Source organism: Streptomyces sp. 2A115, from assembly GCF_052245575.1.
Classification (GTDB): Bacteria; Actinomycetota; Actinomycetes; order Streptomycetales; family Streptomycetaceae; genus Streptomyces.
The window spans coordinates 95,534-122,482 of sequence record NZ_JBQQCG010000021.1; the positions used below are offsets into that span (position 1 = coordinate 95,534).

Consider the following 26,949-nt stretch of genomic DNA (forward strand, 5'->3'; position numbering starts at 1 on the left):
CAGAGCCGACTACCAGAGCCGGCTACCAAACCCTGCTAGTTCAGACCCAGCTACCGGTAGTTCAGACCCAGCCACCGGACCCGGGGCCGCTACTCGTCGAAGAGGCTGGTCACCGAGCCGTCCTCGAAGACCTCGCGTACCGCGCTCGCGACCGTCGGAGCGATCGAGAGCACCGTGATCTTGTCGAGCTGCAGCTCACCGGGGGTGGGCAGCGTGTTCGTGAAGATGAACTCGCTGACCTTGGAGTTCTTCAGACGGTCCGCGGCCGGGCCGGAGAGCACACCGTGCGTGGCCGTCACGATGACGTCCTCCGCGCCGTGCGCGAACAGCGCGTCCGCGGCCGCACAGATCGTCCCACCGGTGTCGATCATGTCGTCGACCAGGACGCAGACGCGGCCCTCGACGTCACCGACGACCTCGTGGACGGTGACCTGGTTCGCGACGTCCTTGTCACGACGCTTGTGCACGATCGCCAGCGGCGCGCCCAGGCGGTCGCACCAGCGGTCGGCGACGCGCACGCGGCCGGCGTCAGGGGAGACGACCGTCAGCTTCGTGCGGTCGACCTTCGTGCCCACGTAGTCCGCCAGGATCGGCAGCGCGAAGAGGTGGTCGACCGGGCCGTCGAAGAAGCCCTGGATCTGGTCGGTGTGCAGATCGACCGTCAGGATGCGGTCGGCGCCGGCCGTCTTCATCATGTCGGCGATCAGACGCGCCGAAATCGGTTCACGTCCGCGGTGCTTCTTGTCCTGACGGGCGTAACCGTAGAACGGCACAATCACGGTGATGCTCCGAGCGGAGGCCCGCTTCAGAGCGTCGATCATGATCAGCTGTTCCATGACCCATTTGTTGATCGGGGCCGTGTGGCTCTGGATCAGGAAGCAGTCGGCGCCGCGGGCCGACTCCTCGTAGCGGACATAGATCTCACCGTTCGCGAAGTCGAAGGCCTTCGTCGGGACGACCCCGACACCCAGCTGGTGGGCGATCTCCTGGGCAAGCTCGGGGTGAGCGCGGCCGGAGAAGAACATCATCTTCTTCTCGCCGGTCGTCTTGATCCCGGTCACAGCACTGTCTCCTCAGGGGTTTCTCAGCTGGGCGTTGATCAGAGATGTCTCAGCTGGGTGTTGAGATGTGGTCTCAGGGGTGTTTGAGATGGGGTCTCAGCTGGGTGTGCGGGTGTGCATCTATCACGGTACGCCGAGTCGGAAGCGGCGCTTTCCGGTCAGCTTTCGCCGGCCGGCTCCCCGGCGGCGACCTCCGCCGCTTTCGCGGCCGCGCTCCCCGGCCGCTTCCGGGCCACCCAGCCCTCGATATTCCGCTGCTGGCCCCGGGCCACGGCCAGCGAACCGGGCGGCACGTCCTTCGTGATGACCGAGCCCGCCGCGGTGTACGCGCCGTCTCCAATGGTGACAGGAGCCACAAACATGTTGTCCGAGCCCGTCCGGCAGTGCGAGCCGACCGTGGTGTGGTGCTTCTCCTTGCCGTCGTAGTTCACGAAGACGCTGGCCGCGCCGATGTTCGTGTGCTCACCGATGGTCGCGTCGCCGACGTAGGAGAGGTGCGGGATCTTCGTGCCCTCGCCGATCGTCGCGTTCTTCGTCTCCACGTACGTACCCACCTTGGCCTTCAGCCCGAGGCGGGTGCCGGGACGGAGATACGCGTACGGACCCACGTTCGCCTGCGGGCCGACCTCGGCGCTGTCGGCCACGGTGTTGTCGACCCGTGCCCCGGCGCCCACGTTCGTGTTCTTCAGGCGGGTGTTGGGGCCGACCTCGGCGCCCTCGGCGAGATGCGTGGCGCCCTGGAGCTGCGTCCCCGGGTGCACGATCGCGTCCTGCTCGAAGGTGACGGTGACGTCGATCCAGGTCGAGGCCGGGTCGATGACGGTCACGCCGGCGAGCATCGCGCGCTCCAGCAGCCGGTCGTTGAGGATGCGGCGGGCCTCGGAGAGCTGGACTCGGTTGTTGATGCCGGCGATCTCGCGGTGGTCCCCGGCCACCGAGGCGCCGACGCGGTGCCCGGCCTCCCGGAGGATGCCGAGGACGTCCGTCAGGTACTCCTCGCCCTGGCTGTTGTCCGTACGGACCTTGCCGAGGGCGTCCGCGAGCAGCTGCCCGTCGAAGGCGAAGACACCGGAGTTGATCTCGAGGATCGCGCGCTGGGACTCGGTGGCGTCCTTGTGCTCGACGATCGCGGTCACGGCGCCGGAGACGTTCTCGCGCACGATGCGGCCGTAGCCGGTGGCGTCCGGGACCTCGGCGGTGAGCACGGTGACGGCGTTGCCGTCGGCGGTGTGGGTCGCCGCGAGCCCGCGGAGGGTCTCGCCGCTGAGGAGGGGGGTGTCTCCGCAGACGACCACGACCGTGCCGTCGACGGGGCCGCCCAGCTCTTCGAGGCCCATGCGGACGGCGTGGCCCGTGCCGTTCTGCTCCGCCTGCACGGCCGTACGTACGCCCGGGGCGGTCTCCGCCAGGTGCGCGGTGACCTGCTCGCGGGCGTGGCCGACGACCACTACCAGGTGCTCGGGCTCCAACTCGCGTGCGGCGGCGAGTACATGGCCCACGAGGGAGCGGCCACAGATGTCGTGCAGGACCTTGGGTGTGGCCGACTTCATACGGGTGCCCTCACCCGCTGCAAGGACGACGACGGCTGCCGGGCGGTTGGCGCTCACGGGGATGCCCTTCGGCTTTGGACGGGTGGGGACATCCGCAGGATACCGGGGCGTTGTGAGGGGGAAATGTGAGCGGGGCCCGACTTGGCTGTCGGGCCCCGCTCTTGTCATGCTCCCGGGGAAGGAATCGAACCCTCATTCAATGGACCAAAACCATTTGTCCTGCCATTAGACGACCCGGGATGGCATGTGCGCTATGTCCGAGTTGGTCGACCGGCATTGCGCGCGGACAACACTATGCCGTACCAGGCGCCTTCGATGCGACAGTAGAGATCTGCGCTCTGGTGAACCTTGATCACCAGGCAGCCGCGGTAGGCCTCGCCCACGTTCTTACGGACGGTCTTGGGGTTGTGCTTCTTGACGCGGTCGTCTTGTTGAACGCTCTGCTGTCGGCGCCGACGAGGTCCGCCCAGTAGCTTTCGGCGCCCGCCACGTCGGCAGTCTCGTGGATCATGACGGAGTAGCGCACGCGATCGCGTTCCACTCCGAGGAGGTCGAGCCAGCGGAGGAAGATCTCGATCATTCCCGGGTCGCTGTTGACGAAGGTGACGTTCTCTCGCCGGTCGTACGGTTTGTCCTTGGTGCCCTCGGCCCAGTACAACCCGACGCCCAGAAGGAACAGTTCTCGATCGGACAGGGCGCCGATGTCTGCTGCCGCCGTTGCCTTCGTGCGCCGCCGTTCCTCGTCCCGAACTGCCAGTTCGTGATCCCACCGCTTCCGCGCCGCCAGCTTCGCTTGCTCGGCAGGGGCCCGGCGCTCGGGCTTCGGTAGGTCCCGTACCCACAGGGAAATCGAGCTCTTCGAGCAGCCCAGTTCCACCTGGATCTGGTCGTAGGTCCAGCCTTGCAATCGGAGCTCTCTCGCCTTGTCCCTCAGGTCGTCCTTCGCGTTGGGTCGCTTCGTCCATTCGGGAGCCGGCTCGCCCTCCAGGAGGCGGTTGAGAATGTCGTTGTTGTCGACGAAAAGCCGGTCGCGGATCTGGCGGCGACTGAGTCCTGCCTGCCGCAAGGCGATCGCCCGCTCTCGCAGCCCCTCGAAGTCCGTGTACTTGCCTTGTGCGTGTGCCATGGACATATCGTCCAGGGGGAATACGGGCTTCCAGGGTCGAACGGTGGGCGATTCAGCAGTTCGAGGGATACCAGCCGGTTTCGCATCTGTTCGATTACGGCGAGTGGTGTAGGCCAGTACGCGAAACTCACCGGAAAAGCGGCACCTCGCAATCGTAGGCTGGAGGCATGACCACGACGGGGGAAGACCACTCCGCGACCCTGACCGGGCCGTGGTGGTGGGCGAGGCGGCGCAGTGCGGTGCTCGACGGGAGCCTCGCGCTGGTGTCCGCGGTGGAATGTGCGATCGAGGGGATGCCGTTCGCGGATGCCGCGGGGCTCGCGGTGCCTGTGGGGATGATTTTCGGGGTGGTCGCGGGGTCCGTTCTGCTGGTGCGGCGGAAGTGGCCCATCGCCGTTGTTCTTGTTTCGATTGCCATCACACCCGCCCAAATGGGGTTCCTGATGGGGCTCGTCGGGCTTTACACGCTCGCCGCGTCCGAGATGCCGCGGCGGATCATCGGGGCGCTCGCCGGCATGTCGATGGTCGGGATGCTCATCGTCACGTATGTGCGGGCGCACCAGGGGATGGGGCGCGGTGAGCTGGCGGAGGTGGGGGACTGGTTCGTTCCGTTCGTGTCCATCACGACCTCGCTGGGGATGACCGCGCCGCCGATTCTGCTCGGGCTGTACGTGGGGGCGCGGCGGCGGCTGATGGAGAGCCTGCGGGAGCGGGCCGACTCCCTTGAGCGGGAGTTGCAGTTGCTCGCCGAGCGGGCGGAGGAGCGGGCGGAGTGGGCTCGCAACGAGGAGCGGACGCGGATCGCTCGTGAGATGCATGACGTCGTCGCCCACCGGGTGAGTCTGATGGTCGTGCATGCGGCTGCCTTGCAGGCCGTGGCCCGGAAGGATCCTGAGAAGGCCGTTCGGAACGCGTCGCTGGTGGGGGACATGGGGCGGCAGGCGTTGACTGAGTTGCGGGAGATGTTGGGGGTTCTGCGTACGGGGGAGGGGGCGTCTTCTTCTGCCTCTGCTCCTTCTTCTGCGTCTACCTCGTCATCGGCGGCGGTTCGGATGCAGCCTGTGCCGCTCGCGGCGGTGGGGGCGGCTGCGGCTGCGGCGGCTTCTCGGGCCGCTGACGAGGACGGGGGTGAGGGGCCCTGTCTCGACGATCTGGAGGAGTTGGTCGGGCAGTCCGCTGCCGCCGGGATGGTCGTTGATCTGTCTGTGGAGGGGGATCCGCGGTCGTATGCGGCTGCGGTGGAGCAGACCGCCTATCGGGTGGTGCAGGAGGCTTTGACGAACGTCCACAAGCACGCGGCGGGGGCGAAGACGCGGGTGCGGTTGGCGCATCGGGTGTCGGAGATCGCCATGCAGGTGGAGAACGGGCCTCCGCCGGAGGTGGCGGCCGCGGGGGCCGCCCGCTTGCCCAGTGGGGGGAATGGGCTGCTGGGGATGAAGGAGCGGGTTGCCGGGCTTGGTGGGGTGTTTGTGTCCGGGCCTACGGATTCGGGGGGTTTTCGGGTGTCGGCTGTGATTCCGGCGGAGGGCTGAGCCGGGGGCGGGTCGGGCCGGGCGTCGAGGCGTCGGGGCGGGGGCTGCGCGGGGCGCCTGCGGTGTGTGGGTGGTGGGGGCGGGGCCGTGCCGGTACGTCTGCCCGTCGCTCGCCGGGCTTACGGCTGTTCGCTTGGACAGTGGTTCCTTGTTTGTAGGAGCTCTGTGCGACGGGCATGACGTACCGGCACGGCCCCGCCCCCGGGTTGAGTCGCGGCTGCGGGTGTGTGGGGGCTTGGTCGTCCCCGGGGTTGGGTTCTGGCTGCGGGTGCGTGGGGGCATGACCGTCCCGGGGCTGGGTCGCGGGCTGCGGCCGGGTGGGGGCACGCGACCGGCCCGGGGCTGGGTCGCGGCTGCGGCCGCGTGAGGCATGACACCCCCGCCTTGGGTTGCGGCTGGCCGTCGGTGAGGCATGGGGGTGGTCCCGTCCCCGGGTCGAGTCGCGGGCTGCGGCCGCGTGGGGGCATGACCACTCCCGCCTTGGGTCGTGGCTGGCCGCCGGTGGGGGGACGGGGGCGGGTGCGTTGCGGCTCGCCGCCGCCGGTGGGGGTGCGGTTCCGGATACGTGGCGACTGGGCGCGAGGTGATTGCGTTCGGGTGTGCTCAGGGGGCCGTCAGGCGGGTGGGTTCCAGGCCTGCTACGAGGGCTGTCAGGGCCTCGTCGATGGTTGGGCCCAGGTACCAGTCGCCTGTGTGATCGAGGGTGTAGACGCGGCCCTCTGTGTCGACGGCCAGGAGTGCTCGGGTGTCGGACTCCTCGCCCAGGGGGGCCACTTCGGTGTCCAGGGCTCGGCCCAGGTCGGAGAGGGTGCGGGCCATGTGGAGGCCGTGGAGCGGGTCCAGGTGGAGGGGGGACGGGGCGATCTGGCGGCCGGGGGCCGTGGCGGGGATGTGGAGGCCGCCGAACTCCGCCCATGCCTCTACCGCCGCCGGGAACACGGCGTGGTGGTGGCCGGCGGGGGACTCGTGCCCGCGCAGGGCGTCCGCCCAGAACTCGGCCTGCTTTATGTCCCAGCGGCCCGGCTGCCATCCGGCGGAGCGGAGGGCTGCGTCGACCGGGGCGGAAAAGCGGGTCGTGGAGGTGCGGTCGGTTTGCATCGGCCTTCGTTCATCGAGCTGCGGCTGGCGTTGTGGCTGCGGTGGGCTTGGTTTGTCCTCCTGTTCGGCGGAGGCCTATTCGTCGGCGTTCGCCGGGTCGACGACGCGTACGCCGAAGTGGGCGCTGAGTGCCGTGCAGGAGCGGCAGGGGGGCGCGAAGCTGCCGTGGAGCGGGTCGCCGTCCTCGCGGATGCGGCGGGCCGTGAGTTTGGCCTGTTTGAGCGATCTGCGGGCCTCGCCGTTGGTCATGGGTTTTCGTGCGGCCCGTTTGGAGCGGGCCGCGTCCACCGCGCTGATGTGGCGGGAGATGAGAATCACTTCTGCGCAGCGGCCGGTGAAGCGGTCGCGCTGGCCGCTCGTCAACGTGTCGAGGAAGTCCCGGACGAGAGGGTGGAGCGGTGGTTGCTGGTCGCCTCGGGCCGCTGTGCCGGTGAGCGTCGCGCCTCGTACCGAGAGGGCGGCGGCGATGGTCGGGAGTATCCCGTCGCGGCGGTGGAGGAGGGTGGGAGCGGGGGCCGTTTCGGCGCTGCTCCAGCCGACTCTGGGGTCCCCTGACGTGCCTGTCTGCGTAGCGTTCATTGTCGTGTTCCCTCCCCGGCCCCGCGGCGGCAGCCGCTGATGTCACCGCCCCGGTGCTCGGACAGAGTGCCAAACTCCGTGCCTGGTGGGGAAGCTGGGGCGGTGCGACACGCGAGGTCTTCGTCGCACCGTCACGGCGCGATGACGGCAGGTCACGGAACCGGAGGCCTGTTGGCCGGTACGGAACCGGAGGCCCGGTGACCGGTGTCGTTCAACCGCATAGGCTGTCGATATCCGCGATCCAACAGAACGCCGCAGGGGGCAACCGCCATGACGACAGGTCGGCTCGGGCAGCAAGCCGCGCCGCCGAACGCGGCCTACGCCGGGCAGGTCGTGCATTTCCCGGACCCGGTCCGGGCGGCCCGTCACCCGAGAGGTGTACGGATCGACGAGCACGGCTATCCCGACTTCTCGCTCTATGCGCGTGCCGCCGCGGAGATCGCCGAGCCACCCGAGGGATTCGGTGTCGATGAGCTGCGGTTGACGGACTATGTGTCCGCGAACGCGGCGATGGCGGCGGCCGGACACGACCTGTGGGACACCATTCCGGCGGTGGCCACTCCGCACGGCTGGACCTGGCATCACGTACCCGGCACGCGGCGACTGGAGTTGGTGCCGGTCGAGGTGAAGGCGTTGCTGCGGCATCACGGTGGGCTGGCCACGGCCGCCGTCGACCAGAACAAGCGGGGGACCCGGCCGTTGCAGGAGACCCGGCCCACGCACTTCGGGTTGCCGAAGTCGTCGGTCGCGGTGACCGAGCAGCAGGTGCTGGGGGTCGAGGAGGATCTCGGCTATCGGCTGCCGGGTGCGTATCGGTCCTTCTTGAAGGTGGCCGGTGGGTGCGCGCCCGTCGGTGCCGCGCTCGACGCCGAGTTGGGGCTGTTGGTGGATCAGCCGTTCTTCACCGTGCGCGAGGAGGCCGCCGTCAACGACCTCGTGTACGTCAACAAGTGCCTGCGGGACCATCTCACCAAGGATTACCTGGGAGTCGGGTTCGCGCAGGGCGGGCTGCTCGCGGTGAAGGTGAAGGGCGAGCGGCTCGGGTCGGTCTGGTTCTGCGCGTACGACGACGCCCGTGACCAGGACGCGTGGCCGCCCGCCGAGCGCGTGCAGCGGCTGCTGTTGCCCTGTGGTGACGACTTCGACCAGTTCCTGTCCAGGCTCGCGGGCAATCCGCCCGAGCTGGAGACGGTGGCGAACCTGATGGTGGACGGCGGCTTCGCGCGGGCGGTGCCGGTGTCCGCAGTGTCTTCGGTGGGGGAGTGAGCGTCCGATGGTGACCTTCGCGCAGGCGCAGGAGCGCGCTGAAGAGTGGATCAACGGGGATGTGCCCGGTTACCAGCACCGTGAGGTGCGGGTGCGGGAGTTCGAACTCGGTTTCGTGGTGTGGGCCGAGGACCGAGCCGACGGTCCGCGCTCCGACGGCGGAGCGCAGCGGCTCGTCCTCGCACGCGACAGCGGGGAGGCCACGCTGTGGCCCTCGCTGCCGGTGGGTGAGGTGATCCGCCGGTACGAGGAGGAATACGGGCTGCCGGACGCGGCGCCCGATCCGGCGCCCGCGCCTCCCGCGCGCGTCGACCTCAACCAGACGTCGTTCCTGCTGACTCCTCCGGAGTGGCTCCAGGAGGCGGCGGACCGGATGGGGATTCCGGACCGGAGGGAAGAGGCGGGAGCGTCGGACGGGGCCGGATCTCGTCCGGCCGCGGATTCTCGTCCGGCCGCGGCCGCCGGTGCGCCTGCCGATGCGGCCCCCGCCAATGGGGCTGGCGGGAGCGGGGGTTCGCTCCCTGAGACGATGCGGGGTCCCGTGGTGGACTCGAGGCCGGGGGCCGGTTCGCCGTCCGGGCCGGGGGCGCCTTCCGCTCCCGGTGGCGGTACAGCGTGGCCGGCCGCCGGTGGGGATGCCGCCGGGGCGACTCCGTGGGCCGGGACCGACACCAACGCCGAGACGGGCGACGACCGTTCCGTGCCGCTGCCCGCGACGGTGTTCGCTCCGCAGCTCAGTGAGTTCGACGAGGGGAGCGCGCCGCCGCCCGAGGCGCCCCCGGAGGCCAAGACCAAGCTGATCTCGGGCGGCAGTGGGCTTCCGCCTACGGCAGTCACGCCCGCGGTGGACGGGCAGAACCCGCCGCAGTTCCCGGGTGGGCCCCAGGGGCCGGGTGCGCCTGGTACGCCGCCGCCCGGTGCCCCTTCTTCGTACGGCTATCCGCAGGGGCCCGGTGGTGCTCCGGGTACGCCGCCGCCCGGTGCTCCCTCTCCTTCATACGGCTACCCGCAGGGGCCTGGTGCCGGTACCCCGCCGCCGGGTGCCCCCGCCGCACCCTCGTACGGCACCCCGCAGCCGCCCGCCGCACCCAACGCCCCGCAGCCGCCCGCCGGTTCGGGTCCGCCCGGGCGGCCGTTGGCGCCTCATGCCGGTGACATCGCCGACGCCGCGACCAGCAAGGCGCAGGCGCCGCCGCGTGGCGCGCGTGGTGCCGCAGCGCCCGGCACGCCGCCTCCGCCCGGTGCGCCCGGAACTCCGGGCGCGCGGCCGGGAGGTACGGCTCCGCCGTCCGGGCCCGGTGCGCCGGGCACTCCGGCGGGCGGGTACGTGCCGACGCAACTCGTCTCCCAGATCGGTCCCGACGGGCCGCAGGGGCCGGGTCCCGGTGCGCCCGGTCAGCCCGGCGGTCCCGGCCAGGCTGGTGGGCCCGGTGCTCCGCAGCCGCCCGGTGCCCCCGGCTCGCCGGGCGGTACGCCGCCCGGTGGTGTTCACCACGCCGCGACCGTGTTCGCCGACCCGAACGCACCCGGTGCGCCCAAGCCCCCGAGCCCGCCCGGCACTCCGGGTGCTCCACCGGCTCCGGGTGCCCCCGGCTCCCCGCAGCCTCCCGGTGCTCCCGGCGCCCCCAACCCTCCGGGCCGTACGCCCGCCGGTGGCGTCCACCACGCCGCGACGATGCTGTCCGGGCCCCCGGTCGGCGGTCCCGGCGCACCTCAACCTCCAGGCGCTCCCGGTGCTCCGGGCAGCGCTGGAGGACCCGGCGTAGTGCCCGGCACCCCCGGTGCCGTCCACCACGCCGAAACCATGCTGTCCGGTCCCCCGGGGGGAGGCCCGGGCATGCCCCCGCCGCCCCAGGGCCCCGGTGCTCCGGGTATGCCCGCCCCCCAACCGACGCCGCCGCCCGGCCAGCAGCCCTTTCCGGGGCAGCCCTTCCCCGGTCAGCAACCTCCGCCCCCGGCCTACGGCTATCCCCAGCAGGGCAAGCCCACGGTCGGCCCGGGCTACCAGGCCGTACTCCGCTACCGCGCCCAGGACGGGTCCGAGCAGCAGCTCATCCGGCGGTCCGCGCCGGGCACGCCGCACCCGGAGTGGCAGATCCTGCACGAGCTGCGTGCGATGAACGTGCCGCCGCAGCAGGTGCTCGAGCTGCACACGGAGCTGGAGTCGTGCGAGCTGCCGGGTGCGTACTGCGCGCGGATGATCCGGGAGAGCTGGCCGCAGGCACGCATCACGAGCATCGCCCCGTACGGCACGGACCACGCGAGCCGTCAGCAGGGCATGGCTCAACTGCTCGCGCACCAGGGCGAGTTGCACCAAGTGGCCGATGGTCCGGCACGTCCCGGGCCCGTACGGACGCCGCTGCCGCCGGTGCAGCCCGCGCCGCCGATCCCGCCGGAGGCGATCGGGCAGGAGCTGGCGGCGGCGTTCGGGCCGGGCCTCTTCCGGTTCGACCAGGCCGCGGTGTCCCGGCAGGGCGTACCGCCGATCGTGGCGCACACCCTGGTGGTGGCCGGGCTGCCGGTCGACATGAACCCGTTCTTCTGGGCGCAGGCCCAGCCGGGGCGCCCCGTGCCGACGCTCGCGGAACTGGCGCAGGAGCGCGGTGTGCAGCCGGCCTCGGACGCGGGCTCGTACCTCGTCATGGGCAGTGACTTCGGCAAGGCGATCTGTGTCCAGTACGGGACGGCGAACATCGTCGCGGTGCCCGTGGAGGCGGGGCCGGGCGGTGCGCCCGTACCGCCGCAGTTCGTCAACTCGGGGCTGCCCGAGTTCGCCCGCAGTCTCGCTCTGCTGGGCCGTATGTGGCGTCTTCGCTTCGGACTCAACCAGGAGCAGGCGGGCCGTTGGACCGTCGACTTCCAGGCGCAGCTCGCCGCCCTCGACCCGGTGGCCCTCGGGTCCCCGGAGAGCTGGTGGTCGGTGCTGCTCGAGCAGATGTGGGACGGTTTGCTCTGACGTCGAGTCACTGAGCGCGAGGGTCGGGCCCGGTCGGTTGACCGGGCCCGACCTCTTTGTGTCCCCGACCTCTTTGTGTGCGGAGTGTCGCGTTATGCACACTTCCGTCTGATCCACCAAGATGTGCGCCACATCGGTTTTGTACGTCGTGAGGGGATTCGAGGATGAGCAGCGCATCGGTGTCGCCTCAGGGCTTCGAGGCCGTACGGGGGCGCGGTTACCGTCCTGAGCAGGTCGACGCGTACGCCGCGGAGCTCTCGGCGGGGCGCGACGCCGCCTGGGAGCGGGCCGCCCGGCTGACCGTACTGGCCAGGGAGATGGAGGCGGAGTCGGAGCGGCTGCGCGAGGCCGTGTCGCGGCTCGCCCCGCAGACGTACGAGACGCTCGGCGACCGTGCCCGGCAGATCTACGAGCTGGGGGAGGAGGAGGCCGAGGAGGTGCGCGAGAGCGCGCGGCAGGAGGCTCGGCGGGTCGTGGAGGAGGCGGAGGCGGCCGCCGGACTCGTACGGGAAGCCGCGCGGGCGGATGCCGACGCGGTGCGCGACGAGGCCGACGAGCGGGCCCGGCACCGGCTGCTCGCCGCGCAGGCCGAGGCCGACGAGATGCGGATCGGCGCGCGGCGCGAGGTGAAGGAGAGCCGCGGCGAGGCGCTCGCCGCGCTGCGCGAGACCCGGCGGCGCAGCGAGACGCTCCTCGCCGAGCAGGAGAAGGAGCACGCCGAACGCTGGGAGAAGGTCACCCGCGAGACCGAGGAACGGGAGGCCGCCCTCGACGCCCGCCACGAGGAGCGGGCCGCACACGCGGAAGCGGCCGTGACAGAGGCCGAACGCGCCCTCGCCGAGGCCCACGAGTCCGCCCGCCACCTCCAGGAGGACGCCGAGGCCCGCGCCGCCGAACTCCTCGCCGAGGCACGGGTGCAAGAGGACCGCATCGCACGCGAGACGGAGCGGATCCTGCGCGAACACGGCACGGAGTGGGACGACGTACAGGCCCACATGGACCACGTACGCAGCAGCCTGACCGCCTTGACGGGCCAGGCGGCAGCGGAGTAACCAGCCAAGCCCCGCCCCGCAAGGGGCGCGGGAACGGCGCGAGCAACCCAAGCCAACCCGCAGACAGCAAACCGGCCTTGGCGCCCCGCAGGGGGCGCGGGGCTGTGACAATTTGCGGCTCCGCCGCGTGGGCGAGACCAGCCCGAACCAACCCGCACCCACACACCAACCCCAGCCGACCTCCCCCGCCCTAACTCCCCTTCCGCACAACCCCCGCCAAAATCCACCCCTCCACCGCCTCGTACTGCTTCCGCTGCTCCTCCGCCTGCCCCCGGCCGGAGGCCATCGTCCCCAGCCACCCAAAGGCGAACCCCAGCGGAATGGACACGATCCCCGTCGTGGTGAACGGAAACCAGGTGAAGTCGTAGCCGGGAAACGCGGAAATGGGCGACCCGGAGACGAGATTCGTACCGGTCATCAACACGAGCGTGCTGACCGAGCCCCCAATGAGCGTGCACATCAGCCCGGCACGCGTGTAACGCCGCCAGAAGAGGCTGTAGACCAGCGCGGGCGCGATCGCCGAGGCACCCAGACAGAACGACAGCGTGACCAACGGCTGCAAGCTGTGGTGCTGGACAAGTGTGGCCAGCAGAATCGCCGGGACACCGACCGCCACCGCGGACGCCCGCGCCAGCGTCATCTCCCGTCGCGGCGAAGGCTGCCGCTTGCCGTGCGCGAACACGTCATGCGCGAGCGAGTTGGCGCAGGCGAGGATCATCCCGGCGACCGACGCGAGCACCGTCAGGAAGATCGCCGCCGTGACGGTGGTGAAGAGGAGCGTCTCGGCGGTCGACACGTCCGTCCCGAACGCGGCCCGGGAGCCCATTAGATACGCCGTGTTCCCCTGCGGGTCCGCCGCCGCGATCGCGTCCCGCCCGATCAGCGCCGTCGCACCGAAGCCCACGACCGTGATGATCAGCACGAACACCGCCACGGCCGGCACCGCCCAGGACATCGACCGGCGTACCTCACGAGCACTGCCCGCCGTGTACATGCGCATGGTGATGTGCGGCAGACAGGCGCCGCCCAACACCACCGTCAGCTGTGAACTGATCATGTCCAGGCTGGGGTTGGGGCCGCCCGCGAACTGAAGTCCCGAGTTCAGGAAGGCCGGTCCCGCCTCGCTGCTCTTCGCCGCGGCGTCGAAGAGGCCGCCGAGGTTCCAGTCGAACTTGGCCAGGATGAGTACGGCGATGACGGCGCCGGAGCCCAGCAGCATCACGATCTTCATGATCTGGATCAGCGCGGTGCCCTTCATGCCGCCGATCGCCGCGTAACTGATCATCAGCGCGCCGAGCCCGATGATGCAGCCCGTCTTCAGGCCGTCGTTCGAGAATCCGAGGATGAATGCCAACAGATCGCCGGTACCGGCGAGTTGGACGAGCATTATCGGCATCAGCGCGGCCAGCGTCGCCGCGCACGCCGTGATCCGTACGGCCCGTCCCGGCATGCGCCGAGCCAGCGCGTCGCCCATGGTGAACCGGCCCGCGTTCCGCAGCGGTTCGGCCAGCAGGAACATCAGCAGCATGAGGGAGAGGGCGGTGCTGAGGGCCAGTACGACCCCGTCGTACCCGAAGAGCGCGATCACTCCGCCCGTGCCGAGGACGGTCGCCGCGGAGATGTAGTCGCCCGCGATGGCAAGGCCGTTGCGCATGGGGGAGAGCGAGCTGTAGCCGGTGTAGAACTCGTCCAGGTCGTCCCGGTCGGGGCCGGTCATCACGCACAGCAGCAGCGTGATGGTGGCGATGACGGTGAACGCCACGAGTGACATCGCCTGGGCGGAACTGCTGAAGCCGGTCACCGGCCGGTCTCCGCCCGCTTGGTGTCCAACTCGGCCTGCTTCCTTATTCGTTCGGCGATCGGGTCGACGCCCCGGCGGGCCGTGTACTCGTACAGCGCGATCGCCACGCAGGTGACGGGCACCTGGATCAGGCCGAGCAGCAGTCCGACGGGCAGGCCCTTCGTCACCTCGCCCGTCATGAACGACGGCGCGGCCGCGGACAGGATCAGAAAGAGCGTGAAGTAGCCCAGCGCGGTCAGCGTCGCCACGCGCCGCTGCCAGCGGTACGCGGTGCGCAGGACCCGGATGTCGCTGTGGTGCCCGAGTGCGGCGTGCCGATGGCGCGGTGGTCTCGAGGGTTCGGGTTCCGGCTGTTGTGGTGCCCAGGGGTAAGTCAGGTACGAGGGCGAGGAGGGCGAGGAGGGCGAGGAATTGGGCGGTGGGACGTATGGCGGATTGTGCGGCGGAACTGGGTGGGACGGGGACGTGTTGTAGGACATCCCGGTTCTCCTTGCGTGGCTCGGGTCCGTGCGGACCGCAGGGAGCGGGGGGTGACGAGGCACGCTAGTCGGAGGTGGCTGGATGTGGAGCCGTTTCGGCAAACTGGCTGGTCGGTATGCGCTTACTTCGCTGACCTCGGGTGTTACCCCCGTTAACCCGCGAGGTCCGTCGGCCCTGTGGGAGCAAACGTGAACAACTCGCGTTCACGGACACCCCGTAGGGTTCCGCTGTAGGACGGCGGTCGCGGCGGTTGTGGCCCTGGGAAGGTGGGTGCGGCTGTGGGGACGATGGAACGCGGGGAGTATCTCGACGAGCTGCTGCGGGTGGTGCGGCGGCACGGCGACCCAGGGGAGGTGCTGCGGTGGCTCGGGCCGCGGATCGGGGCCGAGGCCGCCTGGGTCGGGTGCCGGGGCGCGGTCCAGGCGGCGACGGCGGAGTTTCCCGGAGAGCTCGTGGGGACGCTGAGGGAGCAGCTCGAGCGCCTGGCCGACGGGCGGCTGGCCGCGGCCATGGCGCGCGTCGGCGAACTGGAGGTGCACCTCGAGGCCTTCGGCGTACGCGAGCCGCGTCCGGTGCTGGTGACCGTCAGCGCCTCGGCGCTGTCGCGGGAGGCGGCGGCGCTGGCATCACAGGCCGGCGGTCTCCTTGAGCTGCTGGGAAAGGCGTCGGTGGCCGACGACAGCTCACGCGAGTATGAGCAGAAGGCACGGCAACTGCGGTTCGCGGTGCTGACCGCGCTGCTGGCCGGGGACGTCACGATGGCCAGGCGGATGACCACGGGTGACGTCCCGCCGCTGCTGGACGCGGAGCGCGTACGGGTCCACGTGCTGCACTGCCCGCCCGCCGACCGTGACCGGCTGGCCAGGACCTACCTGGACGCCTCGGGCTACCACGGGCCGGGCCTGATGGTGCACTGCCCGGCGTTCAAGGAGCACCTGATCTGCCCGATCGCCGAGGACGTGGAGCCCGCCGGTCGCTTCCAGCGAGGAGAGGTGCTGCGGCGGCTGGTCCGGGAGAATCCCGGGTACGCGGTGGGCGTCAGCAGGCCCCATCCGCTTGCCGCCACGGCCGATGCCTACGGTGAGGCCCTGAACGCGCTGGCCGTCGCCCGCAACTCCCAGGAGCGGCTGGGCGTCTACCGCGGTCAGCCCTCCCTGGTCCACCTGCTGCCCCGCCGGGCCGCCGTGACCTGGGCGCGCGCCTTCCTGGAGCCGCTGCACGCCGTTCCCAAGCCCACCGTGGACATCACTCGTCTGGCCGTGACGTTCCCCCGGTCCGCCGTGGCCCGCCTGCTGCAGATCAGCCGCACCACCGTCGCGGTCCACTGCCGGCGGGCGGAGGAGGCTCTGGGGCTGGACCTCGGTGACGTACGCACTCGCGCCACGCTGGACCTGGCCCTGTCCCTCATGGGCCCTCAACTCGATCCGGACGAAACCGGCCGGCAGGCCGCGCCGCCCCTCGGAGAACTTCTCCGTACGGCGCCCGCGACCGCCTGGGCGGAAAGCTTCCTCCGCCCCCTCCACGAAACCCGCCACCGCAACCTCCACCTCACCGTGGAGACCTGGATCGACGCCAACACCGACGCCCAGCGGACGGCCGCGCGCCTCGGCCTGAGCCGCAACACCGTCCGGGCTCACCTCCGCGCCGCCGAACTCCTCCTCAACCGTGACCTCCTGACGACCGCGTCGGGCGTCCACGACCTCGTCCACGCCCTGCGCGTGGCGGATGGCGTGGCGGCTGGACACCGTGCACACCCGACGGACGAATCTGGCCACCGTGCACGGTGGTCTCCGGCGGACGTTGCCTCTTAGCGTGCCCTTGGTGGGGGAGGGGCGGGGGATGCCGCGGCGAATGGCCCACGGGGGAGGTCATTCGCCGCGGGGCGCTCCGCGGGTTGGGCGGTTTTTTTGGGTGCGGGCCGGTTGGGGCTGGTCGCGCAGTTCCCCGTGCCCCTTATGGGGCGCGCCCAGTGCCTGGTTTCCCCGAGGGTGGCAATGCGGCCGACCAGGCGGGGGCGGAGAAGGTGATGGCGGGGGAGTCGTTCACTTCGAGGCAGTTGCTGCCGCCGCCGCTGTGGCTCGATTTGCGCCATGCGCCTGCATTGACGTCGAGTGTTACCTCCGTCAACTTGCGCGATTCCTTGATCACTTGTGATCAAAATGTGAACAACTTGAGTTCACGGGCGTCACGTTCGAACCGTTAATCTCCCTGTCGACCAAGAAACACTCATCAAAATTTAAGATCGCAGGGGGAAGAGTGCGGCGAACCAGTCGCAAAAGAGCGCTGCGTGGAGCGATGACCGTCGTTTCCGCAGCGCTGGCTTTGGCTGTTGTTCCGGTCGAAGCGACAACAACGGGGGCGTCGGCCGCTGACGGAGCGGCCGACGAGGCCGCGCGCGGTAAGGCGTTCTGGGAGGACGACACACTGCCCGCCGCCACCGCGGAGCAGAAGGCGTCACAGACAGCCGTCGGTTCGGGGCAGGCTGTCGAGGTCGGCGAGCTGACGTCGGCGACCAGCCGGGTCGTCGCGAACCCTGATGGAACGTTCACGGCCGAGGCCGCGACGTCGCCCGAGCGGGTGCGCAAGAACGGTGAATGGACCGACGTCGACACCACCCTGGTCGAGCGGCCGGACGGCAGCCTCGCGCCGCGTGCGGCGGAGGATGTCCGACTTTCCGGTGGTGGGAAGGACGTACCACTGGCCCGGCTGGTGACCGGCGGCAAGGAGTACGCGGTGTCGTCCCCGTGGACCCTGCCGAAGCCGGAGGTCGACGGAGCGTCGGCGGTCTACCGCTCGGTGTTGCCCGATGTCGATCTCGCCGTGCAGGCGCATCCGGACGGGTTCACCTACCACCTCGTACTCCACTCGCGTCAGGCCGCGGCCAACCCCGCCCTGAAGAAGGTGGAGTTCCCGGTCGAGAGCCGGGGGCTGTCCGTGCGCGCGGACGAGACCGGGACGGCCACGCTCGTCGACGACGCCGGGCACGCGGTCGTCTCCAGCGGCTCGGCGCTGATGTGGGACGCGGGTACGGCCCAGGCCATGGCCAAGAAGGCCTCACCGAGGTCGGCGAGGTCCGCGCCGGCCGTCGCCGGCTCACTCAGCGCCAACTCCCGCTCCCGCACGGCCGTCATGGACACGAGCGTCACTGACGACGCCCTTTCCATCGTCCCGGACCAGAAGTTCCTCGCCGACGGTGCCACCACCTTCCCTGTCGTCCTCGACCCTCCGGCGGTCAAGGCGACACTGACGGGCTGGACGACCCTGTGGTCCAGCTCGCCCGGCACCAGCTTCTGGAAGACCAAGCACGCACTCGGCGTGGGCTACGACGCCTACGTGGACAACAAGAAGGCGCGCTCACTCTTCCAGTTCGACACCCGCAAGGTGGCCGGCAAGAAGATCCTGGGAGCCACATTCACGCCGTACGCGATCTGGTCCGCGAACTGCGACAAGAAGAACATCGACCTGTACCGCACGAGCCAGATCTCCGGGTCCACGACGTGGAGCAACAACCCGCCGAAGTGGCACGCGAAGGTCGACACGGTCTCGGCGGCGAAGGGCCATTCGTCCACCTGCCCAGACGGCGACATCGAATTCGACGCCACGGCCGCCGTCGCGTACACAGCGAAGGCGAAGGACACGCTCACCACGCTCGGGCTGCGCGCCGACGAGGGCGACCCGATCGCGTGGAAGCAGTTCATGTCCCCGCTCGACGCGCAGGCCACCGCCTCCCGCAAACCGCGCCTCTCGATCACGTACGTCACACCGCCGAACGCCAAGCCGTCGTCCGTGAAGATGTCCGACCCGAAGGTCTCGTGCTCGGCCTCCTCGTCCCCGGCGCTGATCCGCGACACGACGCCCCGCCTGACCGCGACGCCGACCTCGAGTGACGCTTCCAACGCCTCGCTGCGCCCCAACTTCGAGCTGTACAAGGGCAGTAGTACGACGCCGACGTCGCTGAAGCCGTCCACCTGGACGGACAGCGGCACAGCCGGGACGGTGCCCACAGCGACGCTGGACGACGGAGCCACCTACAAATTCCGGGCCAGGACCGAGTACAAGTACACGTACAAGGGCGCCACGCACTCCCTGTTCGGGCCGTGGTCGGGCCACTGCTTCTTCAAAATCGACTCCAAGGGCCCGCCGGCGCCGAAGGTGACCTCGATCGTGTACCCGGAGTGCACGGGCACGACCTGCGACAGCGCCGATCCGGAGTACGGCAGCGTCGGTATGACCGCCGCCTTCAAAGTCGCCGCCGGCGCCAGTGACGTACGACGCTACGACTGGTGGCTCAACGGCGTGAAGCTGGGCAGCAAGTCGTTCACGGCCAACACTCCCTCGTACGAGATCGAGGCCGCGCCCGACAAGCGGCTGACCAACACGCTTCGGGTGCAGACCTTCGACGGCGCGGGCAACCCGGGCACCACCTACGACTACCTGTTCAAGGTGGCCAAGGGCTCGGACCCGGTGGCGAGTTGGAAGCTCGACGACGGCAACGGGACGACAGCGGCGGACAGTTCGGGCGGGAGCAGGCCGCTGACGCTCACCTCGGCGGCGACCTGGACCGACAAGGCCCGGCTCGGCGGCGGAATGCGCGGCGACGGCACCGGTGCCTCCGGCTCCACGGCCACGTCCGTCCTGGACACCACCAACGGCTTCACCGTCTCCGCGTGGGCGCGGCTGACCGCGAAGGACCACATCTCCACCGTGGCCACGCAGAGCGGCACGCGGGCCGGCAGCTTCCAGATCTACTACTCGCAGTCGCTGGACCGCTGGATCTTCAACCGGTACTCGGCCGACGTCGACAGCCCGGCCATCACCCGCGCCCAGTCGAAGAAGCCGCCGGTCATCGGCGCGTGGACCCACCTGATGGGCGTCTACGACCAGAACAGGAAGCAGATCCGGCTGTACGTCAACGGGCAGCTCCAGGCGGCCACCGAGTACACGACGCCGTGGGCGGCGAAGGGCGCCTTCGAGGTGGGCCGGATGAAGACCGGCGGCGGCTTCACGGACTACTTCGAGGGCGACCTCGACCAGGTCCAGGTATGGAACCGGGTCGTCTTCGACAATGAGCTGGAGGCCATCGCCAACGCCGAGAACCCGGCGACGGGCCACAGTGAGGCCGCACTGCTCGCCAACTGGGCGCTGGACGAGACCTCCGGCACCAGGGGTGCGGACGCCTCCGGCCGGGGCAACGCGCTGCTCCTGCAGACCGGGGCGGCCTTCGTCCCGACCGACGACCCGGCGCACGGCAACGTCCTCGGTCTCGACGCGGCCAAGCTCGGCCGAGCAACTTCGGCGGTGGCCCTCGACGAGTCCGGCAGCTACACCGTCGCGGGCTGGGCGAACCTGGGAAACGGTGAGCTGGACGACACCACCACGGCCTACTCGCCGACGGTGTTCTCCCACCCGGGCGCCGAGCGCAACTCCTTCCGACTCTGGTACCGCCAGGAAGCCGGCGAATCCATCGGCGACTGGAACTTCGGGCGGTACGAGACGGACGTCGTGGGGGGACCGGCCGCCACCGTGGTGTCGGACGAGGTCAACTCGCCCGGCGGCTGGGTGCACGTCGTGGGCGTCTTCGACTCGGTGAACCGGTCGGTCAAGCTCTACGTCTCCGGCCAGCGGCAGGGTGACGAGGACGGCGTCCTCAGCGAGGAGGCCTTCCAGCCCGCCGGTCCGCTGATGGTCGGCGGATCGCGCCGCCACGACAACGGAGAGTGGGGCAACGCCCTGCCCGGCCAGCTCGACGACCTGCGGGTCTACGCCGGCGTGCTCTCCGAAGCCGAGATCACGCGACTGTCCACGGTGGACGAGCCTCCGGTGCCGGTCGAGTAGCGGCCGCACCTGATCACCTCACGGGTGTGCGGGACCAGGCGTCCCGCACACCCCGCTCTGCCACGACTTCGTTCTTCACCGTCTTCCCGGCGTTTTTTCAGACGCCGTCTCTTCAGAATCCGGAGAACCCCCCACGTGTTGTCCAGGTACAGCTCAGTGCTGCCCAGAAGGTGGGCATGGAGCAGGGCGGGCCGCCGTCGGCTGGCCGCCGTCGTCCTGCCCGTATCCACCGCGGTCGTCGCAGGTCTGCTCAGTGCCGCACCGGCGCAGGCTGCCGACGACCGCGAGCACAGCGCCCTGCAGAAGGCCAGGTACGGCAAGGCCGAGCCCTTCGACCCCAACCTCACCAAGGTCCACGACCCGACGGTGGCCGCCGCCAAGAGGACGCGGGACAAGGCCGCGCGCACGGTGACGTGGCCGACCGCGGCGGCCGTGCAGGTCGAACCGCCCAAGGCGGCACGGGCGAGGAAGGCCACTGATCCCACCGCCACGACCGCCGCCGATGCCGCCGGCAAGGCCCAGGTGCGCGTACTCGACCGCGGCGCCACCGCCGAACTCGGCATCCAGGGCCTCGTCTTCACCGTCGCCGGAACCGGCGGCGGCAAAGCCGCCACGACCGTCGACTACAGCTCCTTCGCCGACGCCTACAGCGGCAACTGGTCCTCCAGGCTGCGCCTGGTCCGGCTGCCCGAGTGCGCCCTGACCACCCCGGAGAAGGCGGCCTGCCGCAAGACCGAGCCGGTCGCCTCGGAGAACGACGCCGAGAAGGAGACGGTGACCGCCCAGGTCGCCGCCCCGAAGGCCGCCCGTGCGGTCCTCGCCCTCTCCGCGGCAGCCTCCTCCGACCAGGGCAGCTACGAGGCCACCCCGCTGGCGGCCTCCTCCACCTGGTCGGCGGGCGGTTCCAACGGCGACTTCACCTGGAACTATCCGCTGGAGACCCCGCCCGCCCCGGCGGGCCCGTCTCCGAACCTCTCCATCGGCTACTCCGCGCAGAGTGTGGACGGCCGTACCTCCTCGACCAGCGCGCAGCCGTCCTGGATCGGCGAGGGCTTCGACCTCCCCGTGTCGTACGTCGAGCGTGCGTACGGCAGTTGTGAGGACGACGGCCAGGACAAGAAGTACGACCAGTGCTGGAAAGAGGACAACGCCTCCCTGGTCCTCAATGGCAAGTCGACGCCGTTGGTGAAGGAGGGCGGCAAGTGGCGGCCCAAGAGCGACGACGGCGAGCGCGTCGTCCATGACACCGGCGCCCTCAACGGCGACGACGGGGACACCGGCGACAAGGGCGAGTTCTGGACGGTCACCGGGACCGACGGCACCCAGTACGTCTTCGGCAAGAACCGCCTGCCCGGCTGGAGTTCCGGCAAGGCGGAGACCAACTCGGTCTGGACTGCCCCGGTCTACGGCGACGACTCCGGCGAACCCGGCTACTCCGGCGGTGACTCCTTCGCCGGCCGCGCCAAGACGCAGGCCTGGCGGTGGAACCTCGACTACGTCGTGGACCCGCACGGCAACGTCATGACGTACTGGTACGAGAAGGAACTGAACCACTACGCCAAGAACGGCTCCACCGGCAAGGGCACCGAGTACGTCCGCAACGGCTGGCTCAAGCGCGTCGACTACGGTCAGCGCACGGACACCGTCTTCTCGACGACCCAGCCGGCCGCCGCCCGGGTGAAGTTCACGGTCGCCGAGCGCTGCCTCCCGGTGTCCGGCGGCGAGACCTGCGGCTCGCTGACCTCCGCCAACCGCAACGCCTGGCCGGACGTCCCGTTCGACCAGATCTGCAAGGCGGACGCCACCTGCACCGACCAGCCGAGCCCGTCGTTCTTCAGCCGCAAGAGGCTGACCGACGTCACCACGCAGGTGTACGACGGCTCCGGCACCGGCGCGGACACCGACTACCGCAGCGTCAACTCCTGGCACCTGGACCAGTCGTTCCCCGACCCGGGCGACGGCTCGGACGCCGGCCTGTGGCTGGAGTCGATTCAGCGCACGGGCAAGGCGGGTACGGACGCATCGCTCCCCGCGGTGAAGTTCAGCGGCATCCAGCTCCACAACCGTGTGGACAGGACGGGTGACGACGTCGCTCCCTTCATCAAGTGGCGTGTGCGCACGGTCGTTTCGGAGACCGGCTCCAAACTGACGGCGAACTACTCCAAGGAGGACTGCGTCGCGGACACGGACGTCCCGTCCAAGCTCGACGCCAACACCCGGCGCTGCTACCCGGTCAAGTGGATACCGCCGTCCAACCCCACACCGGGCACGGATCCCAAGCCGCGCACCGACTGGTTCCACAAGTACGTCGTCACCCAGGTCACCGAGTCCGATCCGACGGGCGGCTCCCCGCTGAAACAGACGGACTACACGTACTCGGGCGGCGGCGCGTGGGCGTACGACGACGAGTCGCCCATCACGCCGGCCAAGTACCGGACGTGGGGCATCTGGCGTGGCTACCAGAAGGTGACGACGACAACGGGCGAGCCCTCGGGCACCCAGTCGAAGTCGACCGCCCTCTACTACCGCGGCATGGACGGCGACAAGCAGTCCGACGGCAGCACGCGCAAGGAGACGGTCACCGACTCCAAGGGCGTCTCGAAAACGGACTCCGAGCAGTTCGCGGGCCAGGCGCGGGAGCAGATCACCTACAACGGCACGTCCGGCGGCGAGGTCACCGGCACGATCAACACCCCGTGGTCCCGCACGACCGCCACGGACAAGCACTCCTACGGCACCGTCAACGCGTACATGGTCCGCACGGGCTCATCGGTGACCCGCACCGCCCTGTCCGGTGGCGGTGAGCTGACGGCCACCAAGTCGACGACGTACGACCCGACAAGCGGTCTGCCGCTGAAGGAGGAGACGGACGCGGCGGGGGAGAAGGACTGCACGGTCACGGAGTACGCCACCAACACGGACGCCTGGATTCTGTCGCTGCCCAAGCGGGTGGAAACGGTGGGCGTCGGCTGCGACGCGACACCGCGGCGCACCAGTGACCCGAAGACCACCGACGTGATATCGGACATGCGAACGTCCTACGACGGTCAGGCCTGGGGGAAGGCGCCCACCAAGGGTGACGCCACGCGAGAGGAGCGTGTCACCGGGTACAGGGCGGACGGCTCGGCCGCACTCCAGACGGTGGACACCGCCAAGTACGACGCTTTGGGGCGCCTGACCGACAGCTGGGACACCAAGGGCACGCGGACGAAGCACGTCGAGTACTCTCCCGCGGCGGGTGGGCCGCTGACCAAGTCCGTCGAATCCAACGCTCTGGACCACACGGTGACCACGGAGCACGCGCCCGAGTGGGGCGTGAACCTCTCCACCACCGACGCCAACGGCAACCGCACGGAGATGGCGTACGACAGCCTCGGACGCCTCACCGACGTCTGGCTCGCCGACCGTGACCGTGCCTCCGGCCAGTCCTCGAACCACAAGTTCGAGTACAAGGTGCAGAACACGGCCGCTTCCTGGGTCGCGACCAAGTCGATGGAGAACGACGGCACTTCGTATCAGACCCGCTACGCCATCTACGACGCTCTTCTGCGCCTGAAGCAGACGCAGACTCCCGCCGCCACCGGCACCGGCCGGGTGATCACGGAGACCAAGTACGACACGCGCGGCCTGGAGTTCGAGGCCTCGTCCGACTACGTCGACACCACGGCGCCGTCCGGCAAGCTCGCCGATCTCTTGACGGCCGCGCCCGCCGGAACGGAAGTCACCTACGACGGTGCGGGCCGCCCGGTGGTCGAGAAGACCCTCACCAACGGCAAGGAGTTCTCCCGCACCAAGCACACCTACAACGGCGACACCACGCTCGTCGAGCCACCGGCCGGGGCGCCCGCGGTACGGCAGAAGGTGGACGCGCGCGGCCGCGTTGTCGAGAAGCTGGAGTACAGCGGCAACTCGGTGAGCAGCGACTTCAGCCGCATCACATACGACTACGACCACGCGGACCGGCTTACCGAGGTCAAGGACGACAACGGCAACACCTGGACGTACGGCTTCGACTTCCTCGGCCGCGAGACCAACGCGAGTGACCCCGACGCGGGCGGCAGTTCCTCCGAGTACAACGACCTCGACCAGGTTGTCGCGACCACGGACGCCCGGAAGAAGACGCTCGGCTACACCTACGACCTGATCGGCCGTCCCACCGGGAAGCTCGACGGCCAGGTCCCGGTCGTCGACGGCAAACCGGCCCCCGAGGACGCGAAATACCTGACGCGCTGGACGTACGACTCGATCGCCAAGGGGCAGATCACGTCGGCCATCCGCTATGTCGGCGGCAAAGGCGGAAGCGTCTACGCGACCACCAACGCCAAGTACGACAAGCTCTACCGGGTCCTGAGCGAGCAGTACACCGTCAGCAAGACCGAGGGCGCCCTGGCCGGCAGCAATGGGACCTGGACCATCGCCAACTCCTACAACCTCGACGGCACGCCGCAGAAGCGCACCATCCCGGCGATGGGCGGTCTCGGCCAGGAGGTTCTGGAGTACGGCTACACCGGAACGCGGCTTCCGGACACGCTGAAGGGCCTCACGGGCATCGTCCAGAACACGGACTACCTGCCCGCCGGCGAGCAGATCCGCACCACGCTCGGGGTCTCGTCCTCCGCGGCTTGGACGGAGATCAACCGGTCGTACCAGGACGGCACCAAGCGTCTGGCACGGCAGAGTGTCGTCTCCGAGACCCACTCGGGCACGGACTCCGACGTCCACTACCGCTACGACATCGCCGGAAACCCGGTCGAGGTCGAGGACAAGGCGACCGCCCCGAGTGACAAGCAGTGCTTCACCTATGACGGCCATCGCCGGCTGAAGGCGGCTTGGACCGCGACGGGCGACTGCGCCACCGAGCCCACGAAGAGCAATGTCGGGGGCCTGGCACCCTACTGGCAGTCCTTCACGTTCGACAGCGCGGGAAACCGCAAGACGGCCACCAACCATCTGGCCGCGGACGGTCCCGCGACGACGACGTATACCTACAAGACCGCCACACAGCCGCGCCCGCACGCCCTGGCCACGACCGAGACCAAGAAGGCCGACGGAACCGTCACGGGGGGCAACCAGTACACCTACGACCCCGCGGGCAACACCGAGACCCGCACGGTCGGCGGCAAGGCTCAGGACCTCGACTGGAACACGGAGGGCAAGCTCGAGAAGGTCACCGAGGCCGACAAGACGACCACCGAGTACCTCAACGACGCGAACGGCAACCGGCTCATCCGGCGGGATACCACCGGCACCACGCTCTACCTCGGTGAGACCGAACTGCGGCTGGACAAGGCGAGCGGCAAGGTCGAGGCCACCCGCTACTACAGCCACGGCGGCCAGATGGTGGCGGCGCGTACAACGGCGGGACTGACGTGGATCGCCACGGACCACAACGGCACGGCGAGCGTACAGATCGACGCCACCACCCAGGCTGTCACCCGACGTCAGATGACGCCCTTCGGCGAGGACCGGGGCCAGGCTGCCAAGGCGTGGGTCGGGGACAGGGGATTCGTCGGCGGCACCAAGGACCCGACGGGCCTCACCCACCTGGGGGCACGTGAGTACGACCCGACGACCGGACGATTCGTCAGCGTCGACCCGGTCGCCGATCTCACCGACTCGCAGCAGATCAACGGTTACGCGTACAGCAACAACAACCCGGTCACCTTCTCCGACCCCGACGGTAAGTTCTTCGGCGCCCTCATCGCCATGATCCGGGCCATCATCCGGGTCATCATCGCGTTGCTCAACTACGTCCGCTGGCGGGCCAGTCAATCCAGCAACTCGGGCGGCATGAGCACCATGGGGAGCGCGAACTACGGCAGTGGGGGCTCCGGCGGCACAGGTACCGACTGCTCAGCCACGTACCCGGCCTACAAGCCCGGCTGCAACACCAACGTGGAGCCCGAGGACCCGCGTGCCGAGGGGTCGTTCAAGGACGGTCTCGCGGGCATCGGCCACAATCTCGCGTCGGGCGCCGAGGCCATGTCGAACTTCAGCCCGTGGTGCTGGATCGAGGACTGCAGCGGCGGCACGGACCAGTACGACAACTTCGTCGAGAAGCACGGTGTCGACACCGACTCCCAGGCCTTCGACGCCGGAGACAACGCGGCCGAGGTAGCGGGATTCTTCGGGGGTGGAGTCGGCTTCCTCAAGTCACTGGCGAAGAAACTGTTCAAGACCGGGACGAAGAAAGCGCCCAAGGGCACGCCTCCGGTAAAGAACGCCACTCGTGTAAAGGGCGGTGGCTGGGATCTGCAAGGCGCGGATCCGCTCAGTGTGATTCCGAAGAACGCTGTGAAGGAGAAGTGGACTCCCGAACCAGGGGGAGCACAAAAGGGTGCCAAGTGGAAGTGGACAGATCCGGTGACCGGGAAGACCGTGCGACTCAGGGTGCACGACGCGGACCCAAGCGCCCCGGCCGGCAGCCATGCCGCCAACGGTGACATCGTCCGCATCCAGATCGGCGGTCAGTTCCAGGACGCCGCCGGTAATCTCTACCACAAGAATGTTCACAAGCCGGCCAGCCCGAATTACAACCCGGCTGCCGCCAACGCGACGCACATTCCCTGGCCCAGCCAGTACAAGCTGCCGTACTGACCTGATCTGAAAGGAG

General features: G+C 69.6%; 14 protein-coding genes, 1 tRNA gene and 1 pseudogene. 7 read left to right on the top strand and 9 right to left on the bottom strand.

Annotated features, from left to right (window positions below; genetic code table 11):
- Positions 1–89: 89 nt before the first annotated feature.
- The 4 genes and pseudogenes from ACTWQR_RS20220 to ACTWQR_RS20235 form a co-directional block, all read right to left on the bottom strand.
- Positions 90–1,061: a ribose-phosphate diphosphokinase gene (locus ACTWQR_RS20220; RefSeq protein WP_443228510.1), complete on the bottom strand. Its 972-nt coding sequence runs from the start codon at positions 1,059–1,061 to the stop codon at positions 90–92.
- Between the two features lie 158 nt (positions 1,062–1,219).
- Positions 1,220–2,668 carry a bifunctional UDP-N-acetylglucosamine diphosphorylase/glucosamine-1-phosphate N-acetyltransferase GlmU gene (glmU, locus tag ACTWQR_RS20225; protein WP_443228511.1) on the bottom strand — a complete coding sequence of 483 codons (1,449 nt, stop codon included), beginning with the start codon at positions 2,666–2,668 and terminating at the stop codon, positions 1,220–1,222.
- A 112-nt stretch (positions 2,669–2,780) separates the two neighbouring features.
- A tRNA-Gln gene (locus ACTWQR_RS20230) sits at positions 2,781–2,851 on the bottom strand.
- 11 nt (positions 2,852–2,862) lie between these two features.
- A pseudogene (locus tag ACTWQR_RS20235) lies at positions 2,863–3,737 on the bottom strand (hypothetical protein).
- 167 nt (positions 3,738–3,904) lie between these two features.
- On the opposite strand from ACTWQR_RS20235, the gene ACTWQR_RS20240 reads away from it, so the two are divergent.
- The gene (locus ACTWQR_RS20240) at positions 3,905–5,269 is read left to right on the top strand and encodes a sensor histidine kinase (protein ID WP_443228512.1); all 1,365 of its coding nucleotides are present in this window, start codon (positions 3,905–3,907) and stop codon (positions 5,267–5,269) included.
- 603 nt (positions 5,270–5,872) lie between these two features.
- On the opposite strand, the gene ACTWQR_RS20245 is transcribed toward ACTWQR_RS20240, so the two are convergent.
- On the bottom strand, positions 5,873–6,367 hold the full coding sequence (locus ACTWQR_RS20245; RefSeq protein WP_443228513.1) for an SUKH-3 domain-containing protein: 495 nt from the start codon (positions 6,365–6,367) through the stop codon (positions 5,873–5,875).
- 75 nt (positions 6,368–6,442) lie between these two features.
- On the bottom strand, positions 6,443–6,946 hold the full coding sequence (locus tag ACTWQR_RS20250; protein WP_443228514.1) for a YwqJ-related putative deaminase: 504 nt from the start codon (positions 6,944–6,946) through the stop codon (positions 6,443–6,445).
- Positions 6,947–7,216: 270 nt separating this feature from the next.
- On the opposite strand from ACTWQR_RS20250, the gene ACTWQR_RS20255 reads away from it, so the two are divergent.
- From ACTWQR_RS20255 to ACTWQR_RS20265, 3 genes are all read left to right on the top strand, one after another.
- Entirely contained in the window at positions 7,217–8,212 is a 996-nt protein-coding gene (locus ACTWQR_RS20255; RefSeq protein ID WP_443228515.1) for an SMI1/KNR4 family protein, read from the top strand.
- Between the two features lie 7 nt (positions 8,213–8,219).
- Complete coding sequence (locus ACTWQR_RS20260) at positions 8,220–11,168, top strand: SUKH-4 family immunity protein (RefSeq protein WP_443228516.1); 2,949 nt, start codon at positions 8,220–8,222, stop codon at positions 11,166–11,168.
- A gap of 164 nt (positions 11,169–11,332) precedes the next feature.
- Positions 11,333–12,220, top strand: coding sequence for a cellulose-binding protein (locus tag ACTWQR_RS20265; protein ID WP_443228517.1), 888 nt, complete (start codon positions 11,333–11,335; stop codon positions 12,218–12,220).
- Between the two features lie 190 nt (positions 12,221–12,410).
- On the opposite strand, the gene ACTWQR_RS20270 is transcribed toward ACTWQR_RS20265, so the two are convergent.
- Together ACTWQR_RS20270 and ACTWQR_RS20275 are read right to left on the bottom strand one after the other, a co-directional pair.
- The gene (locus tag ACTWQR_RS20270) at positions 12,411–13,991 is read right to left on the bottom strand and encodes a sodium/solute symporter (RefSeq protein ID WP_443228540.1); all 1,581 of its coding nucleotides are present in this window, start codon (positions 13,989–13,991) and stop codon (positions 12,411–12,413) included.
- Positions 13,992–14,017: 26 nt separating this feature from the next.
- A complete protein-coding gene (locus ACTWQR_RS20275) occupies positions 14,018–14,500 on the bottom strand; it encodes a DUF485 domain-containing protein (protein WP_443228518.1) in 483 nt (160 codons plus the stop codon).
- 288 nt (positions 14,501–14,788) lie between these two features.
- On the opposite strand from ACTWQR_RS20275, the gene ACTWQR_RS20280 reads away from it, so the two are divergent.
- The gene (locus ACTWQR_RS20280) at positions 14,789–16,312 is read left to right on the top strand and encodes a helix-turn-helix domain-containing protein (RefSeq protein ID WP_443228541.1); all 1,524 of its coding nucleotides are present in this window, start codon (positions 14,789–14,791) and stop codon (positions 16,310–16,312) included.
- Positions 16,313–16,454: 142 nt separating this feature from the next.
- Here ACTWQR_RS20280 and ACTWQR_RS20285 read toward each other — a convergent pair whose 3' ends face one another.
- Positions 16,455–16,649, bottom strand: a complete 195-nt coding sequence (locus ACTWQR_RS20285) for a DUF397 domain-containing protein (RefSeq protein WP_443228519.1) — start codon at positions 16,647–16,649, stop codon at positions 16,455–16,457.
- A gap of 147 nt (positions 16,650–16,796) precedes the next feature.
- Between ACTWQR_RS20285 and ACTWQR_RS20290 the strand changes: the two genes are divergently transcribed.
- Both ACTWQR_RS20290 and ACTWQR_RS20295 read left to right on the top strand, forming a co-directional pair.
- Positions 16,797–20,336, top strand: a complete 3,540-nt coding sequence (locus tag ACTWQR_RS20290) for a LamG-like jellyroll fold domain-containing protein (protein WP_443228520.1) — start codon at positions 16,797–16,799, stop codon at positions 20,334–20,336.
- A gap of 156 nt (positions 20,337–20,492) precedes the next feature.
- Positions 20,493–26,933 (top strand): polymorphic toxin type 30 domain-containing protein, encoded by a 6,441-nt coding sequence (locus tag ACTWQR_RS20295; protein WP_443228521.1) that lies wholly within the window; start codon positions 20,493–20,495, stop codon positions 26,931–26,933.
- The last annotated feature ends 16 nt before the right edge of the window (positions 26,934–26,949 follow it).

What these genes read in the sequence shown, in the direction of transcription:
- ACTWQR_RS20240 (WP_443228512.1), top strand. Translation starts at nt 3,905, where the DNA reads ATGACCACGACGGGGGAAGACCACTCCGCGACCCTGACCGGGCCGTGG.
- ACTWQR_RS20245 (WP_443228513.1), bottom strand. Translation starts at nt 6,367, where the DNA reads ATGCAAACCGACCGCACCTCCACGACCCGCTTTTCCGCCCCGGTCGAC.
- ACTWQR_RS20250 (WP_443228514.1), bottom strand. Translation starts at nt 6,946, where the DNA reads ATGAACGCTACGCAGACAGGCACGTCAGGGGACCCCAGAGTCGGCTGG.
- ACTWQR_RS20255 (WP_443228515.1), top strand. Translation starts at nt 7,217, where the DNA reads ATGACGACAGGTCGGCTCGGGCAGCAAGCCGCGCCGCCGAACGCGGCC.
- ACTWQR_RS20260 (WP_443228516.1), top strand. Translation starts at nt 8,220, where the DNA reads ATGGTGACCTTCGCGCAGGCGCAGGAGCGCGCTGAAGAGTGGATCAAC.
- ACTWQR_RS20265 (WP_443228517.1), top strand. Translation starts at nt 11,333, where the DNA reads ATGAGCAGCGCATCGGTGTCGCCTCAGGGCTTCGAGGCCGTACGGGGG.
- ACTWQR_RS20270 (WP_443228540.1), bottom strand. Translation starts at nt 13,991, where the DNA reads ATGTCACTCGTGGCGTTCACCGTCATCGCCACCATCACGCTGCTGCTG.
- ACTWQR_RS20275 (WP_443228518.1), bottom strand. Translation starts at nt 14,500, where the DNA reads ATGTCCTACAACACGTCCCCGTCCCACCCAGTTCCGCCGCACAATCCG.
- ACTWQR_RS20280 (WP_443228541.1), top strand. Translation starts at nt 14,789, where the DNA reads ATGGAACGCGGGGAGTATCTCGACGAGCTGCTGCGGGTGGTGCGGCGG.
- ACTWQR_RS20290 (WP_443228520.1), top strand. Translation starts at nt 16,797, where the DNA reads ATGACCGTCGTTTCCGCAGCGCTGGCTTTGGCTGTTGTTCCGGTCGAA.